This is a genomic window from Pseudomonas sp. 22526, assembly GCF_052044735.1.
Lineage (GTDB): Bacteria > Pseudomonadota > Gammaproteobacteria > Pseudomonadales > Pseudomonadaceae > Aquipseudomonas > Aquipseudomonas piscium.
The window spans coordinates 65577-83342 of sequence record NZ_JBQENK010000015.1 but is presented as its reverse complement, the minus strand read 5'-3'; the positions used below and the strand labels follow the sequence as shown (position 1 = coordinate 83342).

The 17766-nt window shown below is 61.9% G+C and carries 17 protein-coding genes; 9 read left to right on the top strand and 8 right to left on the bottom strand.

Features of this window, described 5'->3' with window-relative positions; genetic code table 11:
• Window positions 1-39 precede the first annotated feature (39 nt).
• Window positions 40-738: an aquaporin Z gene (gene aqpZ, locus ACTJKT_RS22040; RefSeq protein WP_097302448.1), complete on the top strand. Its 699-nt coding sequence runs from the start codon at window positions 40-42 to the stop codon at window positions 736-738.
• Window positions 739-753: 15 nt separating this feature from the next.
• Here aqpZ and ACTJKT_RS22035 read toward each other — a convergent pair whose 3' ends face one another.
• Window positions 754-1878, bottom strand: coding sequence for a GNAT family N-acetyltransferase (locus ACTJKT_RS22035; RefSeq protein ID WP_440788571.1), 1125 nt, complete (start codon window positions 1876-1878; stop codon window positions 754-756).
• Between the two features lie 45 nt (window positions 1879-1923).
• Window positions 1924-2811 (bottom strand): LysR family transcriptional regulator, encoded by an 888-nt coding sequence (locus tag ACTJKT_RS22030; RefSeq protein ID WP_440788570.1) that lies wholly within the window; start codon window positions 2809-2811, stop codon window positions 1924-1926.
• A 119-nt stretch (window positions 2812-2930) separates the two neighbouring features.
• Here ACTJKT_RS22030 and ACTJKT_RS22025 point away from each other — a divergent pair, with 119 nt between their 5' ends.
• From ACTJKT_RS22025 to mtr, 8 genes are all read left to right on the top strand, one after another.
• A complete protein-coding gene (locus ACTJKT_RS22025) occupies window positions 2931-4298 on the top strand; it encodes an MFS transporter (RefSeq protein ID WP_440788569.1) in 1368 nt (455 codons plus the stop codon).
• Complete coding sequence (locus tag ACTJKT_RS22020) at window positions 4279-4680, top strand: hypothetical protein (RefSeq protein WP_038581331.1); 402 nt, start codon at window positions 4279-4281, stop codon at window positions 4678-4680. The genes ACTJKT_RS22025 and ACTJKT_RS22020 overlap by 20 nt, the downstream gene beginning before the upstream one ends.
• A gap of 14 nt (window positions 4681-4694) precedes the next feature.
• Window positions 4695-5642, top strand: coding sequence for a flavin reductase family protein (locus ACTJKT_RS22015; protein WP_440788568.1), 948 nt, complete (start codon window positions 4695-4697; stop codon window positions 5640-5642).
• 13 nt (window positions 5643-5655) lie between these two features.
• Window positions 5656-6957, top strand: a complete 1302-nt coding sequence (locus ACTJKT_RS22010) for a Rieske 2Fe-2S domain-containing protein (RefSeq protein ID WP_307950268.1) — start codon at window positions 5656-5658, stop codon at window positions 6955-6957.
• The gene (locus ACTJKT_RS22005; protein ID WP_210689938.1) at window positions 6950-7420 is read left to right on the top strand and encodes an aromatic-ring-hydroxylating dioxygenase subunit beta; all 471 of its coding nucleotides are present in this window, start codon (window positions 6950-6952) and stop codon (window positions 7418-7420) included. The genes ACTJKT_RS22010 and ACTJKT_RS22005 overlap by 8 nt, the downstream gene beginning before the upstream one ends.
• 18 nt (window positions 7421-7438) lie before the next feature.
• Complete coding sequence (locus ACTJKT_RS22000; protein WP_440788567.1) at window positions 7439-9148, top strand: FAD-dependent oxidoreductase; 1710 nt, start codon at window positions 7439-7441, stop codon at window positions 9146-9148.
• A 36-nt stretch (window positions 9149-9184) separates the two neighbouring features.
• A complete protein-coding gene (locus ACTJKT_RS21995; RefSeq protein ID WP_440788566.1) occupies window positions 9185-10528 on the top strand; it encodes an amidase family protein in 1344 nt (447 codons plus the stop codon).
• A 98-nt stretch (window positions 10529-10626) separates the two neighbouring features.
• Entirely contained in the window at window positions 10627-11904 is a 1278-nt protein-coding gene (gene mtr, locus ACTJKT_RS21990; RefSeq protein WP_440788565.1) for a tryptophan permease, read from the top strand.
• Window positions 11905-12272: 368 nt separating this feature from the next.
• Here the strand turns inward: mtr and ACTJKT_RS21985 are convergent, their stop codons facing one another.
• The 6 genes from ACTJKT_RS21985 to ACTJKT_RS21960 all read right to left on the bottom strand — a co-directional run bounded on the left by ACTJKT_RS21985 (window position 12273) and on the right by ACTJKT_RS21960 (window position 17677).
• Window positions 12273-12851, bottom strand: a complete 579-nt coding sequence (locus ACTJKT_RS21985; protein WP_440788615.1) for a hypothetical protein — start codon at window positions 12849-12851, stop codon at window positions 12273-12275.
• Complete coding sequence (locus tag ACTJKT_RS21980) at window positions 12832-14103, bottom strand: PAAR domain-containing protein (protein WP_440788564.1); 1272 nt, start codon at window positions 14101-14103, stop codon at window positions 12832-12834. Before ACTJKT_RS21980 ends, ACTJKT_RS21985 begins: the two co-directional genes overlap by 20 nt.
• A gap of 237 nt (window positions 14104-14340) precedes the next feature.
• Entirely contained in the window at window positions 14341-14664 is a 324-nt protein-coding gene (locus ACTJKT_RS21975; protein WP_440788563.1) for a hypothetical protein, read from the bottom strand.
• A 234-nt stretch (window positions 14665-14898) separates the two neighbouring features.
• Window positions 14899-16242, bottom strand: a complete 1344-nt coding sequence (locus tag ACTJKT_RS21970; protein ID WP_097302436.1) for an OprO/OprP family phosphate-selective porin — start codon at window positions 16240-16242, stop codon at window positions 14899-14901.
• A gap of 593 nt (window positions 16243-16835) precedes the next feature.
• The gene (locus ACTJKT_RS21965) at window positions 16836-17069 is read right to left on the bottom strand and encodes an anti-sigma factor family protein (protein ID WP_440788562.1); all 234 of its coding nucleotides are present in this window, start codon (window positions 17067-17069) and stop codon (window positions 16836-16838) included.
• A complete protein-coding gene (locus ACTJKT_RS21960; RefSeq protein WP_097302433.1) occupies window positions 17063-17677 on the bottom strand; it encodes an RNA polymerase sigma factor in 615 nt (204 codons plus the stop codon). Before ACTJKT_RS21960 ends, ACTJKT_RS21965 begins: the two co-directional genes overlap by 7 nt.
• Window positions 17678-17766: the final 89 nt, after the last annotated feature.

The window sequence follows — 17766 nt, the reverse complement described above, 5'->3', positions numbered from 1 at the left end:
TGCATAACGGCTTTATCGGATCGATAAGGAATAACTTCTATGTCGCTGTTCAAACGTTCAGTCACTGAGTTGTTAGGTACCTTCTGGCTGGTATTGGGTGGTTGTGGCAGCGCGGTACTGGCGGCCGCGTTTCCGGATGTCGGGATCGGCCTGCTGGGCGTGTCGCTGGCCTTCGGTCTTACCGTCCTGACGATGGCCTTCGCCATCGGCCATATCTCCGGCTGCCATCTCAACCCCGCGGTGTCTGTCGGCCTGGTGGTGGGCGGGCGTTTTCCGCTCAAGGAACTGCCTGCCTATGTGGTCGCGCAAGTGATAGGCGGGGTGATCGCCGCAGCGCTGCTGTACTTCATCGCCAGCGGCAAGCCCGGTTTCGAGCTGGCCAGCGGGCTGGCCTCCAACGGCTATGGCGAACATTCGCCGGGAGGTTATTCACTGACGGCGGGTTTTGTCAGTGAGCTGGTGATGACCGGGATGTTCGTGGTGATCATCCTCGGCGCCACCGATAAACGTGCGCCGGTGGGCTTCGCACCGATCGCCATCGGCCTGGCGCTGACGCTGATCCACCTGATCTCGATTCCGGTGACCAACACCTCGGTCAACCCGGCGCGCAGCACCGGGCCGGCCTTGATCGTCGGTGGCTGGGCGATCCAGCAGCTGTGGCTGTTCTGGCTGGCGCCGATTCTCGGCGCGGTGGTCGGCGGCGGCATCTATCGCTGGCTGGGCAAGGAAGACAGCTGACAGCAACCCCGAGGGTCACGCCTGCCGATAGGGCAGCGCGGCCCTCGCCTCTTCGGCGTAAGCCAGCACGCCCACCCGCTCCTGCTGGAGAAAATCCTCCACCGCCGCTTTCAAGCCGGGGTGCCGCAGGTAGTGCCAGGACCGGGTAATCACCGGCTCGAACCCGCGAATCAGCTTGTGCTCGCCCTGGGCCCCGGCGTCGAAGCGCTGCATGCCCTGGGCAATGGCGTAGTCCATGCCCTGGTAGAAACAGGTTTCGAAATGCAGGCGATCGAACTCCGCCAGGCAACCCCAGTAACGCCCGTAGAAACTGTCGCCGCCGATCAGGCTGAAAGCCATGGCCACCGGCCTGGCGTTCTGCTTGGCCAACACCACCCGGATGGCCTCGGGCATGCGCTCGGCCAACAGGCTGAAAAAGGCCCGGGTCAGGTAGGGTGACTGGCGCCGCACCGCATAGGTGTTGGCGTAACAGGCGTAGACAAAATCCCACTGCGCCTCGCTGAGCTGCCGACCTTCGAGCCACTCGAACTCGATGCCCTGCCCCGCCACCTGCTCGCGCTCCTTGCGCATCTGCTTGCGTTTGCGCGAGCTGAGGCTATCGAGAAAGTCCTGGAAGTCCCGATAGCCGCGGTTCTGCCAATGGAACTGGCAACCCAGGCGCTGCAGCCAACCGACTTGCCCGGCCAGGGCAGCATCGGTAAAGGCATCGGTGAAGTTGATATGGGCGCTGGAGAGCCCTTCGATCTCCAGGTAACCGGGCAGGCTTTGCAGCAGTTCGAGGCCGTCTTCCAGGCTCGCCGCCAGCAGCCGCGCGCCGCTGACCGGGCTGAAGGGCACGGCGCTCAGCAGCTTGGGGTAATACTCGATGCCGGCCCGGGCGCAGGCGTCGGCCCAGCCATGGTCGAACACGTACTCGCCGTAGGAATGCCACTTGCGGTAGCTCGGCAGCGCCGCGATCAGGCGCCCGTCTTGCACATGCAACAGGTGCTCGGCCTGCCAGCCGGAACGCGGGCCGAGGCTGCCGCTGTCTTCCAGCGTGCTGAGGAAGGCGTGGCGCAGGAACGGCTGGCCGTCACTGAGCAGGCCGTCCCATTGCTGCGGATCGACGGCGGCCAGGCTGGTCAAGGATTGCAACGGCATTGGGTTCCCCACAAGTGATGCCACGAACGCGCCGAGTATCGCCCATCACTGCCCCAGGTGCAGCAACAGGAAATCGATGAACGCCCGCGACTTGTGCGGCAGGTGCGAACTGTTGGGAAACACCACGTTCACCGACTGCGAAGGCAAGGCGTACTCGGGCAGCAGGCGCACCAGCCGGCCGCTCGCCAGGTCGTCCTCGACCACCCAGCCGGGCAGTACCGACACGCCGAGGGACGACAGGGTCATGGCGCGGATGGCGGTGGAGGAATTGGACTCGAAGTGATTGGGCCCGTTGACTTCGACCTGGCCCAGTTGCGGGTGGCTCAGGGTCCAGTTGGTCGGCCCTTGCAGGTTGCTGTTGGCGATCCACGGCACGCTGTTCAGGTCCAGGGGCTCGACCAGCGGATGGCGCACCAGAAAGTCCGGGCTGGCCACCAGGACGATCTCGTAATCGGCCAGCTTGCGGCTTTTGAAAGCCGAGTCGGCGAGGTTGCCCAGGCGGATCACCAGATCGAGTTTTTCCGCCACCAGATCATTCAACGAAGAGTTGAAGTTATAACAAAGACGGATCTCCGGATAACGCTCGGTGAACTTGGAAATGATCGGCAGTATATAGCGCTCTCCATATTCGCTAGTTGAACTGAAGCGCAACTTTCCGGAGATACGATTATGCCCGTGCAGGACATTTTCGAAGGCATTGTCGATGTCCGCGACAATCCCCTTGAACTCGTTATAAAAGTCCTGGCCTATTTCCGTCAGGGATATATTGCGGGTATTGCGGATCAACAGGGTCGCCGACAAAACTTCCTCGAGCGCCTTGACATGCAGGCTGGCCATGGCTTTGCTGATGCACAGGTAGTTGGCCGCCTTGGTATAGGAACCGAAATCGACAACCGCCAGGAATGTCTGGACGCGATTTAGATGCGTGTGCATGTTATGGCTCACCGTTTTTGCAAATCATTGTTAAATTCCATCAAACAATGTTTCAAGTATAGGCGTATCGACACCCTCGGTCTATCGCTCCTATGATCCCGCCGCAAAAGGGAGATCATATGACTTATCGCTACAAAGTGGCTCTTATATTCCTCATCGGATTCTTTATCGACTGTATAAATATATTCATGTCGGCAGTGGCTTTACCGAGCATTGCCCATGATATGCAAGTTTCGACTTCATCCGTGGCCTGGGTGGCCAATGCCTATATTCTCGGCCTGACCCTGATCATTCCAGTGAGCACCTGGCTGGCCGGACGATTCGGCAGCCGCGAAATCCTCACCGCCTCGATGCTGCTCTTCAGCGGCGCCGTGTGGATGTGCGGGATGGCCGGCAGCTTCCATGAACTGGTGATCTGGCGTTTCGTCCAGGGCATCGGCGGCGGCTTGCTGATCCCGGTGGGCCAGGCCCTGACCTTCAACCTGTTCCAGGGCCCGCAACGAGCCAAGATCTCCACCCTGGTGATGGCCGTCGCCCTGATCGCCCCGGCCATTTCGCCGACCATCGGCGGCGTGATCGTCGACAGCAGCTCCTGGCGCTGGGTGTTCCACAGCAACATTCCGTTCTCGCTGATCGCCGCCGCCCTGTCCTGGCTGTGGATCAAGGAAGCCCGGCCCGCCAGCCTGGCGCGCCCGGACATCAAGGGCCTGCTGCTGGTCAGCGCGGCCCTGGGCAGCCTGCTGATGGGCATGTCGCTGTACGGCGGCGACTACCCGCCGCTGGCCGCCCTGAGCTGCCTGATGCTGGGCGTCACCTGCGTAGTGCTGTATGTCCTGCACTACCGCCGCTGCGACAACGCCATCGTCGAGTTGAGCCTGCTCAAGAGCAAGAAGCTCAGCACCTCGATCTTCATCTACTACGCGATTCCCGGGGTGTTCACCGGGGTCAACCTGCTGAGCATCTTCTTCCTGCAGAACAGCCTGCACTTCAGCGCCAAGCTGACCGGCATGTTCATGATCCTCTACGCCAGCGGCGCCTTCATCGCCATGCTGGTCTGCGGCCGGGTCTACAACCGCTTCGGCGCCCGGCGCCTGTTCACCCTCGGCATGCTCCTGCACAGCGCCGGCATCGCCACCCTCTGCCTGGTCGACAGCGCCGCCGACCTGCCGATCATTGTCATTGCCTACTGCCTGATGGGCATCGGCGGCGGCATTGGCGCCAACACCGCGCAAACCACTTCGCTGATGGACTTCGAAGGTGCCGATACCCACAAGGGCAGCGTGATCTGGAACATCAACCGGCAGATGTCCTTCAGCATCGGCGCCGCGCTGTTCCTGATGATCTACAACCTGCTGCTCGCCAGCCTGGCGTCTACCCCGGCCTATCACCTGACCTTCGTCATCGCGGCGGTGATGGGTCTGTTACCCCTGTTGCAGATGAGCAACCTGACCACGCAAAAGGAATGTCATGCACAACACAATCGTTGAACAGGCCAAACACAGCATCCATGCGGTCCACGAACTGATCCACGCGGTCTTCACCGACCAGGACGGCAACGGCGCCGCCGCCATCGACCGCCTGCTGCCGGCCTTCGCCGAGCACTTCAGCATGGTCACCACCGCGGGCGCCATCGTCAGCCGCGAGCAGGTCGAACAGATGTTCCGCGGCGCGGTCGGTGCCCGCCCCGGCCTGGAGATCCTTGTCAGCGACCTGCACACCGTGTGGCACGAAGGCCACAGCGCGGCGATCCGCTACAAGGAAACCCATCGCCTGGAGCAGAAGGAAACCTCGCGCCTCTCGGTGGTGGTGATCCGTATCCATGAGCACTCGGCCCAGTGGCTGTACCTGCATGAAACACCGTTAAGCTGACAGCGAGTCACCCCATGAATTACCAGATCACCCAGTGCCTGATGCTCTCGCCAAGCATCAAGGAAATCACTCTGGCGCCTCTTGTGCCGGCCCCCTGCGAGGCCACCGCCGGGGCCCACTTCAAATGGTGGATTCCCCAACTCGAGCAATGGCGTCACTACTCCCGGGTCGAACTGGCCGAACATGAGCTGCCCCAGGGCAGCCTGGTGTTCGCCATTCGCCTGAACCCCGACTCGTCCAGCAGTGCTTATATCCGCCAGCTGAATATCGGCGACCAGGTACGACTCGACGGCCCGTTCAACGCCTTCGACTACCAGCTGGACGACAGCGACGGCGCCGACATCGCCCTCGCCGGCGGCATCGGCATCACGCCGTTGACCGGCATCCTCGGGCATCTGCGGGCCCGGCAGCGCCCGGCGCGGCTGCACTATTTCGCCAAAAGCGCGGGCGACGCCGCCTATGCCGCGCAAATGCGCGAACTGTTGCAAGACAGCCTGAGCCTGCACTGCTCCGACTCGGCCGAGGGGCGCCCGTCGGTGGCCGCGGTGCTGGGCCAGCTGCAACCCCGGGACCGCCTATATGTGTGCGGCCCACAAGCCATGCTCAACGACGTGTTCAGCCATGCCCAGAACCTGGGCTTTCCTCGCGAACGCATCCACTTCGAAATCTTCAACACCACGCTGGCGGAAGACGAACCCGGCTTCGCCGTGCATGCCGCGGACTCCGGCATCGACCTGCGGGTGCAGCCCGGCCAGTCCCTGCTCGACGCTCTCGAAGAGGCCGGCCTGGAGCCGCTCTACGACTGCCGGCGCGGCGAATGCGGGGTGTGCGAGCTGGACGTGCTGGAAGGTGAAGTCGATCACCGCGATTTCATCATGAGCCCGCAGCAGGCCGCCTGCAGCAACAAGATCTACCCCTGCGTATCCCGGGCCAAAAGCCCAAGCCTGAAACTGGTCATCTAAAGAGAGAACCTCGTTGGACAACTACTTCAACGGCAAGGAAGTGCATCGCACGCTGTTCCTTGATCCGTCGCTCTTCGAGCGAGAACAACAACAGGTATTCGCCGCCAGCTGGTGCTACCTGGGCCATGAAAGCCTGGTGCCGGAAACCGGCGACTTCTTCACCGGCGACATCGCCGGCCAACCGCTGGCCATGGTCCGGCAGAAAAACGGCGAGATCGTCGTGCTGCACAACCGCTGCCCGCACAAGGGCGTGAAAGTGCTGGCCGAGCCGCAAGGCAATGTCGGCCGCTTCATCCGCTGCCCGTACCACGCCTGGACCTTCAAGACCGACGGCCAACTGCTGAGCATCCCGGTGAAAAAGGAATACGACGACTGCGACCTGAGCAGCTGCGCCGCCCACAAGGGCATGCAGCCGGTGGCCGCGGTGGAGAACTACCGGGGCTTCGTGTTCGTGCGCCTCAAGGAACAGGGCGTCGGCTTCAACGAGTTCTTCGGCGACTCGCTGTCGACCCTGGACAACATGGTCATGCGCTCGCCCCAGGGGCAATTGCGCGCCATCGGCCAGCCCTTGCTGCACCGCCATCGCTGCAACTGGAAGATGGTGGTCGACAACCAGACCGACACCTGCCACCCGATGGTCGCCCACGAATCCTCGGCCGGCGAAGCCATTCGCCTGTGGAAGGAAACCGGGCATGACGGCCAGCCGCCTATGGCCGTGGAACTGTTCTCGCCGTTCATGGCGTCCTACGAGTTCTTCAGCGCCATGGGCATCCGCACCTGGCCCAACGGCCACGGCCACACCGGCGTCAGCAACTCGATCCACAAGGCCTATTCCAGCATCCCCGGTTACTGGGAGCTGATGGTCGAGAGCTACGGCGAAACCCAGGCCGCGGCGATCCTCGACGACACCCGGCACAACACCGTGTATTTCCCCAACCTGATGGTCAAGGGGCCGATCCAGACCCTGCGGGTGATCCGCCCGATCTCGGCCAGCGAGACCGTGGTCGAGTCGTGGATCTTCGAACTGGTGGGCGCACCGGTGCAGTTGCTGGAAAGAACCGTGCAGTACAACAACCTGATCAACTCGCCGTGCTCGATGGTCGCCCACGACGACGTGGAAATGTACGAGCGGGCCATGGACGGGCTGCGCAGCCAGGCCAACGACTGGGTGAATGTCGCCCGCCTGTTCGAACCTGGCGAATCCCATGAGCAGACCCAGGTGGTGTCCGGCACCAGCGAACGGGCCATGCGCAACTTCTACAACACCTGGCAGCAGCTGATGCAGGCCCAAGACGGATCGACCGCCCATGGATAATTCGCCCCTCGAACAGCTGATCTACCAAGAGATCGCGCTTCTCGACCAACAGGATTTCGCCGCCTGGCAACAGCTGCTGTGCGACGACTTCCACTACTGGATTCCCCTGCGCCACGATCAAGCCTGCCCGTTGCGCGAATCCTCCCTGCTGTATGAGGACCGCTTCCTCACCACCCTGCGCATCAACCGCCTGGCCAGCGCCCGCAATTTCTCGCAGCAGCCCAAGAGCCGCGGCCTGCACATTGCCCAGCGGCCGGCGATCAGCCTCGACCCGGACGGCCTGAGCGCCCGTTGCCTGACCCCCATGCTGTATTGCGAAGCCCGTGGCGACAGCGAATGGCATTACCCGGTGACCGTGGAACACCAACTGCTGTGCCTCGCCGGCCAGTGGAAAATCCAGCGCAAGAAAGTCCTCCTGCTCAATCCGTCCCGCGCGTTTGAAAGCCTGCAGCTCATCATCTGATTTCCGAGACCCTTACCTGTGAACTCCTCCCACTCCGGTTTCGAAGAAACCCAAGGCACCCGCTCGTTCCCCAACATCGACCTGTTGTACGACTATGGGCAATTCCTGCGCCGTGCCACCCAGGCCATCGGTCACCTGCCGCCGGCAATCGCCGACAAGCACATCGGCATCGTCGGCGCCGGCCTCAGCGGCCTGATCGCGGCCTATGAACTGCTGCGCGCCGGTGCCACCCGCATCACCCTGTTCGAAGCCTCGAAAGACCACCTTGGCGGACGTTTCCTGACCCAGTGCTTCGACGAGACACAACCGCAGTTCATCGCCGAGATGGGCGCCATGCGTTTCCCGCCGAGCGAAGTCGGCCTGTTCCATTACCTGGACCGTTTCGGCATCGGCACCACCGAGGCCTTCCCCGACCCGGGCGTGGTCGACACCGAAATCCACTACCGCGGCGAAACCCACCACTGGCCGGCCGGGGAGAATCCGCCGCCGATCTTCAACACCGTGCACCGGGGCTGGAACGCCTTTCTCAAGGAGGGCGTGCGCCTGGACGACGGCACCTACCTGGCGCCGCCGCTGCTGCTCACCGACCTGCTGGAAAAGCAGCAGTACGAGGAAGTGCAGCCGGAATGGCAACGCTACCTGGACTGCTTTGGCGACCACTCCTTCTACTCGGCCATGGTGCAGATCTTCACCTCGAAAAACCCGCCGGGCGGCAAGCACTGGCGCAAGCCGGAAGACTTCCACCTGTTCGGCTCCCTGGGCATCGGTTCGGGTGGTTTCCAGTCGGTGTACCGGGCCTCGTTCACCGAGATCCTGCGCCTGGTGATCAACGCCTTCGAGGTCAACCAGCGGCTGGTGCCCAACGGCATTTCCACCCTCTGGGAGCGGATCGCCGACGAGGAATTCCATGGCATCGCCCTGCGCGACCGGATCTGCCGCACCCGCATCGAATCCATCAGCAAGGGCGCCGACGGGCAGATCCTGCTGCAGGGATGCAACGGTGAAACCTATGGCTGCGACCGGGTGATCACCACCGCCACGACCCGCGCCCTGCAAGTGAACATGCGCCTGACCCAGGCCGAGCAGTTCGTCAATCGCGATGTCGCCCGGGCGATCAACGAAACCCACATGGTCGGCTCGTCCAAGCTGTTCATCCTGACCCGCGACAAGTTCTGGCTCAAACATGGCCTGGCGCAGAACATCCAGACCGACACCCTGGTCAAGGGCGTCTACTGCCTGGACTACGCCCCGCAGGACCCGGACTCCTGGGGCGTGGTGCTGATCAGTTACACCTGGGAAGACGACTCGCACAAAATGGTTTCGATGACCGACAAGGTCCAGCGCTGCAAGCGCCTGGTGGACGAACTGGCGATGAGCGCGCCGGAGTTCGCCAGTCACCTGGTGCCGCTGGACGGCGACTACCAGCGTTACGTACTGGAATATGACTGGCTCACCGACAAGCAGGCCCTCGGTGCGTTCAAGCTGAATTTCCCCGGCGACGACCTGTACTCCCAGCGCCTGTTCTATCAGTTCAAGACCGCCCTCGACCCGCAGCAGGACACCGGCCTGTACCTGGCCGGCTGCGGCAGTTCGTTTACCGGCGGCTGGGCCGAAGGCGCAGTGCAGACCGCCCTGAACGGCGCCTGCGCGGTGATCGCCAGCCTTGGTGGCGAGCTGCTGGAAGGCAACCCGCTGTTCGATCTGCAATCGCACTTCCGCTATTGCTGAGCCCAGGCCCCTACCGACTTTCGTTGAGACTTTTTCATGTACAGCCAGCTTTCGATCGAAGCGCTCGTTGACGGGTTTCGCCAGGGCAGCCTCTGCCTGGATTCCTGGCACCGCGCGCTGCTCGACCAATACGCCGACGCCGGGCACCTGAACAGCTTCATCAGCTTCGCCCCGCAGGCATTCAGCGGCGACACCGGCACGCCAGAGCAGCGCCAGGCGCCGCTCTATGGCATCCCGGTTTCGTTCAAGGACAACATCAATGTCAGCGGCCTGCCGACCACCGCTGGCACGCCCGGCCTGGCCGACTACCAGCCGGCCGCGGATGCCGGCATCGTCCAGCGCTTCAAGGCGCTGGGCGCGCGGGTCGCCGGCAAGAACAACATGCACGAGCTATCGTTCGGCGTGACCTCGGCCAACCTGAGCTACGGCGCGGTGGTCAATCCGCGCCACCTGCAACACAGCGCCGGCGGCAGCAGCGGCGGTTGTGCCGCGGCGGTGGCCGCCGGCCTGGTGCCCTGCGCGGTGGGCACCGACACTGGCGGCTCGGTGCGGATTCCCGCGGCCTTCTGTGGCGTGGTGGGTTTCCGCCCGAGCACCGGGGTCTACCCGGGCGACGGCATCGTCCCGGTGTCCCAGACCAAGGACTCGCCGGGCCTGCTGACCCGCAGCCTGGAAGACGCGCTGTTCGTGCATCGGCATCTGACTGGCGCGTCCTTCGCCTCGCCAATTGAGCCCAAGCGCCTGCGCATCGGCATTCCCCAGCAGTTCTTCTGGTCCGAGCTGGAGACCAAGGTGCACAGCGATTGCCGCGCGGCGATCGACTGCCTGGCCGATCAGGGTGTGGAGATGGTGCCGGTGGACGACCGCCTGATCGGCGAGATCAACGAAAGCATCCAGTTCCCGTTGCCGATCTTCGAGTTCTTCATCGACTTCCCGCGGTTCCTGCTCAAGGCCGGCCAGGGCGAACGCTTCCTCGACATCCTCGGCCAGATCCGCGACCCGCAGATCAAGAAGACCCTTATGGCGCAGCTGGAAAGCCCAGCCATTTCCTACGAAGACTATGTGCAGGCCTTGATGAGCAAACTGCGCCTTGACCGCGAATATGCCGGACTGTTCCAGCAGCACCGGCTCGACCTGATCGCCTACCCGACCGTCAGCTGCACCGCGCCACTGCTGAGCGACAGCGGCGCCCAGGAGCATTTCGAGCATTTCGTGCGCAACACCGACCCGGCCAGCAACCTGGCGGCGCCGAGTGTCAGCGTGCCGGTGGCCGAGCCGGGCAGTCTGCCGGTCGGGCTGTCGTTCGACGCCTTGCCCGGGCAGGACCACCAGCTGCTGCAAATGGCGCAGCAACTGAGCCGCCTGCTGGCTCTGCGCTGAATCGCCGCCCGGGTGCGCGGGAGCCGGCCTGCCGGTTTCCCGCACACCCGAGGCGCACCCTCGCTAACTCCAATAACAATTTCATTGCAGGCCTTGCCATGCGCGGTACGTCCATCGCTTCATCCCCTTCAACCTCCCACTGCACGGTCGCCGAACGCCGGCCCTCGGTCATCGGCGGCGCCATGATCATCGGCGGCACCATTGTCGGAGCGGGCATGTTCTCGCTGCCGGTGATGATGTCGGGGCTGTGGTTCCAAGGCTCCCTCGCGGTGCTGGTGCTGTCGTGGTTCTGCACCCTGCACTCGGGGCTGATGATCCTCGAAGCCAATCTCAACTACCGGCCGGGGGCGAGTTTCTCGACCATCACCCGCGACCTGATCGGCCGGCGCTGGAGCCTGTTCAACGGCGCGACCCTGGTGTTCGTCCTGTACATCCTGACCTACGCCTATATCTCGGCCAGCTGCTCGGTGATCCGCCACACCGCCCACAACCTGGGCCTGGAGATTTCCTCGCGCAACGGCGGCCTGGTGTTCGCCCTGGCGGTGGCCCTGGTGGTCTGGCTCAGCACCGCGGCGGTCAGCCGCATCACCACCCTGGTGTTCGGCGCCAAGATCCTCGCCTTCTTCCTGACCTTCGGCGGCCTGCTCGGCCATGTGCAGCCGCAGGTCCTGCTCGATCGCGGCAACCCGCAACCGGACTACCTGCCCTATCTGTTCATGACCCTGCCGTTCTGCCTGACCTCCTTCGGCTTTCACGGCAACGTGCCGAGCCTGATGAAGCACTACGGCAAGGACCCGCAGCGCATCCGCAACTGCCTGCTGATCGGCACCCTGATCGCCCTGGTGCTGTACACGGTGTGGATGCTCTGCACCATGGGCACCCTGCCCCGCGATCAGTTCAAGGACATCGCCCGCCAGGGCGGCACCATCGATGTATTGATCAGCGCCCTGGGCAGCATGCTCAACAGCGCCCGGGTCGATCTGTTGCTGACCCTGTTCTCCAACTTCGCCGTGGCCTGTTCGTTCCTCGGCGTCACCCTCGGCTTGTTCGACTACATCGCCGACTCCCTGGGCTTCGACGACAGCCCCCGGGGCCGCCTGAAAAGCGCGCTGGTCACCTTCGCCCCGCCGATCGGCTGCGCGCTGGTCTGGCCGGAAGGCTTCATCCTCGCCATCGGCTTCGCCGGCCTGGCGGCGACCGTCTGGGCGGTGATCACCCCGGCCCTGCTCGCCCATGCATCGCGCAAACGCTTCGCCAGCCCGCTGTACCGGGTCTGGGGCGGCACGCCAATGATCGTCCTGGTGCTGCTGTTCGGCCTGGCCAACGCCCTGGCCCACCTGCTGTTCAGCTTCGACCTGCTGCCGGTCTGGCGTTAGCTGCCGGCCTCGGCCCAGGCAAAAAAAGGGGGCTCCTCGTCAAAGCGCCCCCCGATTTCACATATAAGGCGTTATGGATAACGCGGTGTCATCCTACACACGGAGCATTAGGGTTAAGGTTTGAGTTGCAAGGCGATGTAGTTCGGACGTTTACGGCAAAGGCTGGGCTGGATCTACGACGTTCCGAGCATTGTGTTCCTGCATACGGGTTACAACGTGTACACCCCAGCAGCAGGCCGCACGACGGTCGCGGCGGATCGGGCAAAAGCATCCCGTGCGGATGGTGTTCCTCGGCTACGCCGGTAGCTCGCAGTTCACCTGTCTGAGGCCTTTTTTTGCAGTTGAACCAGAAATGCTTCTGCCGATCTTCACTGCGGAACAGGACAACTCTTGGCCGCGGCCTGGAGCGCCTTGGCGTAGTCCACATAGGTTTCGGGATCGTAGGGTTCGGCGGTTATGTCAAAACTCGACTCGCCGTCGTACTCGATTTCCTGCCAAACTTTCAAGATCCACTGCCTACCTTCATGCTTGGCCAGCAAGTCAAAGACATGGCTATTGAGATCACTGTTCTCGTCAAGAACGGAGCTGTAATAACTCAGGCTTTTGTACCAGTCGGGCATCGCCGTGACGGCTCTGATGGCCACTTTCGCGAGTTTCTCATCGGCGTCACTCAAGGTGTACATATCGCCAATAGTGAGCTTATTGGCTCGTTTCAGCTCCGTCACAGGCACGGGTAGCGGCTGGCGGCTGATGAGGCGTGTGCGGCCGCAATGGAAAACCCAGCGGCTGGTCTTCACATAGTCGTCGGCATAGATTACTACGCCGTTGCCCATGTCCGTCTTGTATACGCTCGTCATCATTTTGAACCCGTAGTAGCTCGCGACCAGTAGCAGCGAAGAGAAAATGGCTGTTGCGATCCAGAAAGTCTTACTTCGGTAAAAACTCAAAATGCCCTCCCGGTACGCCAAGGGGCGTGTCGCCTGAGATCACGGGATTTATGGCACCCATGGTCTGGTAAGTGAAATCAAACATGTAGGCATTATTCTTGCGTTCCTTGGCCAGCGCACGCCATTTTCTACACCACTCTTCCCCGGGTGCGGCGTTATCGCTGATCCCGCACAGTTTGCCCAACTGACGCTCTTCGAACGAACCCCAGGTGTTCTTGTAGTCCGAACGTCGAACAAAGGCGTGCACCTTGATCTCCAGGTGATTGGCCAGCAACTGCGCCAGACTTTCGTTGGTCTGTGGAAAGAACTGGATGCCATCTTCGACAGGGAAGTCCGACCGATTGCCCATACCTGTCCTACAGGCGTAGCTGTCGATCTGCGCCGAACGGGCAAACGCCGAAGGTGAAATCTTGTCGTAGCTCAGTACGTCCAGGGACATTTGGAAGTCCCCGGCAAGCTGATAGCCGAAGGCAATCCGATGCGGCACGCCGTGGCTGAACAGCGATAAGTGTTCGATGGGTGATTGCTTGCGGTCCTTGCCCTGGTTCAGGTAGTCGATCAGTTCCTGGACGTTGGCTACGCCAATAAAGCCAGCACCATAGGCGTCGGCGGATTCGCGTGCAGCACTGAGCATTGTTTCACTGTATGACGGGGTGAACACCATCAGCGTCCGCGTCAGGGCGGGCTTGCTGCGTTTGAATTCGGCCAGCTCGCGCACGGCTTGGCCGATGAACATCATTTGGTTGCCCGCGCTTTTGTCGTGCTGACTACCGGCGACTGCTATTAGCTCGGGAGTCAACGGCTCCTTGGGGGCTGTTGAGGACGAACTGCCGGGTTGTACCAGAGCGCCCGAGAGCAAGGCGCGCTGCTCCAGTTGTGAGTCGGCCAGCAGCTCAGACATCAGTTGATCATTCACTGAGCCGTCCGGGCGCACGGCGCCGAGCTTGGCGAAGTCAACGATAACCTGGATTGCTGCGCCGCCGAACTGGAAGCCGCCGAAGGTATCGGGACTGCCCGAGATGATCGTTCCACCGTGACTGGTCGGGCTCCCTAAGTGGGCCATGGGGCGGCCATTCAGGATGATCGAGGGAAACCCCGTGGTGATGACCGCGCCACAACCGCAAGTGTCACCGACTCGGGCTGCTCCCATGAAGTTGATGTTGATGTCACCAGAAGCGCAAGCAATAGGTGTCGTACCGTGACCGGGAAGCGGGCAGACGTGTTTGTCGCCCAGGCGAGCAGAAGAGAGCATTTATCGTCCTTGCATTAGCTGATCCGTGGGAGAAAAACTCGGCTCCTCATAGAGCTTTGCGAACCTAGCAAGTAACGATGGGTAAGGCTTTAGGACGATTCTGAACTATTGTTCCGTGGCTGTTGTGGTAGATCATCTACTGTAGGCGTGACCTCCGTATTTGCTCTTACGTGGCATGGTCTGATTTTCCTGCTTACTTCTCGGCTTCCTGTTCCTGGGTCAATACATGGGTCATGGCTACTTTTCCGTGGTCAATGGGGGTAATTCGTTGCCGATAGCCGCAACCTGTTTATTGAATTTGTCCATGGCTGCAAATTTCATAGCGACCCAACCCGCAAGGGCAGATAGCCGTACATGCCTTGAGCAGCCCACCCCTGCAAAGGCATCTGCTAGTTCTGGAAGTTCGCGCAGATCGAAAGCGATTTTCTTGCCATCAGTCGTGATGCTGCTAACGATGTACAGCATGTCTACTTCGGCTTTCAGCACTGTCCCTACCGATACGGTTTCACCGCTTGCCAGCACAGCAATGGTTTGAGGCCCGGCGCGATAGTCACTCGCCATTCTTTACATGGTCATTTCCATTGTGTCTGTGACTGTCGGTAGCCGACTCGCTGAATCAGCTCTCGACAGGTCTGGTTAGCTTCAGGCCTGCATTCGCTTAAATTTCAGTAGCCGACATTCACTCCGGCACGGTCTGAGGGGACAGGCAAAGAAAAAAAGCCCCGCCGAAGCGGGGCTGAAACGAAAGGAGCTTTAACGGATGAGAAAGAGCTCTTTACAGCAAGTGCATCGACATCAGAACACGTACTGGGCGCGAACGATGAAGCCGTCGCCGTCGTCGTCACCGGTACGTGCGGCTGGAGTACCACCGCTGGCGGCCGTGGCGTTGGTGACCTTGTCGGTCTTGGCCTTGACGTAGGTGGCGGAGATTTTCACTGCTTCGTTGGCGTACCAGTTCACACCCAGGTTGTGCACCTTGACTTCGGCATCGCCGACGTCGCGGGTCAGGCTGGCGGTGGTGATGTTGTCGTCTTCGACGGTCATGCTGTCGTAACGATAGAACAGTTCCCAGGCGCCGAAGGCTTTGTTGGCCGGCTTGATGGCGTCGAACTTGCCAACCTTGTAGCCGCGGGATTCGCCGGTCAGGGTGTAGGCGCCCTGCACGTAGAAACCGTGGCCCTTGATGTCTTCGAAGGCGCTGGAGTCAGCCTTGGTCTTGCGGGTGATGTATTCACCCTGGATCGAGGCCGGGCCCATGGCGAACGCGGCTTCCAGACCAAAAGCGGTGTCACGGTCGTAGGAGCCGGCTGGCGAACTGGAGCTGCCGCCCAGCACCGGACGGTTGCCGTTGGTGCCGGCATCGTTACCACCCAGGGTCTCGACGCCACGCATGCCCATACGGGTGCGATAACGGGAGTCGAAAGCGGTGTCGGAGACATCGCGCGAAGCCACGTTCACACCGAAGTGCAGGACGTTGCCGGCATCGTGCATCGGGGCGAAGACGAAGCGACCGTTGACCTGCTTGACGCTGTCGCCGTCGGTGTCGTCGGTGTCCTTGCTGAACACGCCGGCCGAGGCATAGAAGGAGTCGGCGAAGGTGCTGGAAGCCTGCAGGCCCATGCCGTTCTGGTGGGTGTTGGCCCAGTCGACCATGTCGTAGGCGATGTTGCGTTCAGGTGCGGTGACCCACTTGGAGCTGGTGGCTTTTTCCAGGCCGAAGTCCGGGTCGAAGCGACCGACCTTGATCGACACCGGCTTGAAGCCGTTGTAAGCCAGCGAGGCTTCGTCGAAGTAGCCGTTATCGGAGTCACCGGTGTTGTGGGAGAAGTCGTAGTTGATGGTGTAGGCCCAGTCGGTGTACAGCACGCCGGACAGCTCGAGGAACGCGCGACGGAAGTAAGCGGCGTCGGCGCTGTCACCGTTCTTGGTGTAGACACCGTCGAAGCGGCTGTAGTCGGCTTGCAGGCGACCACCGAGCTTGAAGCTGAACTCTTTGTCTGTGGTGGCAACCTCAAGGCCGCCCTTGGTCTTGACTACGATATCGGCGCCATCGGTGGTGACGGTGCCAGCGAAAGCCTGGGCGGTAACTGCCAGGGCCAGGGCGCTGGCGGCAAAACCGGCGAAGTGCTTACGGATCATCGAAGATTTCCCCTAATTGGTGGTCTGTAGCGCTGGAAAAAACACGCGAGTCAGGCCCGCTTGTGTTGGGAGGGAATCTTGGCGGCGGGTTATTTCAGGGGAGTTGCTGCTAGATAAATATTTGATGACAGCGGAACTTTTTTACTTCCAAACGAAATAAGGCAAAAAGCCTGCTCTAGAGCCTTGGGCGGGGGATTTCGGAAAAAACGGGATCCAATGTAGCCGCTGCCGAAAGCTGCAATCGGCCCGGGCCGCGTTCGGAGAACGGCCGCAGCGATTTCAAGGTCGCCGAAGGCCTTCGGCCTTATCGCAGCCTGCGGCAGCGGCTACAGGAATGCGTACGCCTTGCATGCGTTGGTGTAACCGCTGGCGAAGCCTGCAATCGGCCCGGGCTGCGTTTGGAGAACGGCCGCAGCGATTTCAAGATCGCCGAAGGCCTTCGGCCTTATCGCAGCCTGCGGCAGCGGCTACAGGGATGCGTACGCCTTGCAGGCGTTGGTGTAGCCGCTGGCGAAGCCTGCGATCGAGCGCGAAGCGGTCGCGCTCTTGAGGACCTTGAGGCTTCAGCGGCTACGGGAGGATTGTCGGGTGAATCAGGTGTCGCGCTTGCGCTCGGCAGCCAGGCGTTCGGCCAGGGCGTCGACATCGGCGACGGGCGCTTGCGGCATCTTGCGCAAGGTGGCTTGCATCAGGCGCATCTGCCGCAGGAAACGCCGGCAATTGGGGCAGAACAACAGGTGATGGCGCTGGATCAGGCGCTGGCGAAAGCTCAGCTGACCATCGAGATAGTCGCTGGAGCGTGCCACTTGTTCCTTGCAGGTCAGCATTGGCCGGTCTCCTCGAAGTGCTCCACCGTGGCAAAAATCTTCAGCCGCGCCCGGTGCAGCAGCACCCGGACATTGGAGAGGGAAATGTCCAGAAGATTACAGATCTCCTCCAACTCCAGGCCCTGGCGCTCGCGCAGGGTCAACACGCTGCCTTGCAGTTCCGACAGGCTCAGCAAGGTGTGCTCCAGGCATTCGCGCAGCTCGGCCTCGGTGAGCAGGGCTTCCGGGGTGTCGGCGTGCCAGGCGAACGGCGCCACCAGCCAGTGCCCGTCAGAGGAAGAAAAACGTTCGTCGCCAATGGTGCCATGGGGGGACGGCAGGTCATCCAGCAGGACTTCCCGGCGGTTCTGTTTGTAGCGGCTTTTCGCCGAGTTGGCGGTGATGGTCAACAGCCAGGTCTTGAGGCTGGAACGCCCCTGGAAACCGGCCAGGTTGCGCACCACCGACAGCCAGGCATCCTGCACCACTTCATCGGCGTGGCGCTGGCCGACAATGGCGTAGGCCACAGCGCGCATGGCGCTCTGGTAGGTATTGACCAGTTCCTTGTAGGCCTTTTGCTCGCCGGCCAACAGGCGTTCAAGCAGTTGCGTGTCGTCAGCTGCGGACATTCATGCCTCGTAATCGGAATCAGGGATCACAGCCGGCCGGCGCCGTCGTCTCCCGGCAGGAACCGACGGCCGCCAATCAGCGGCTGCGA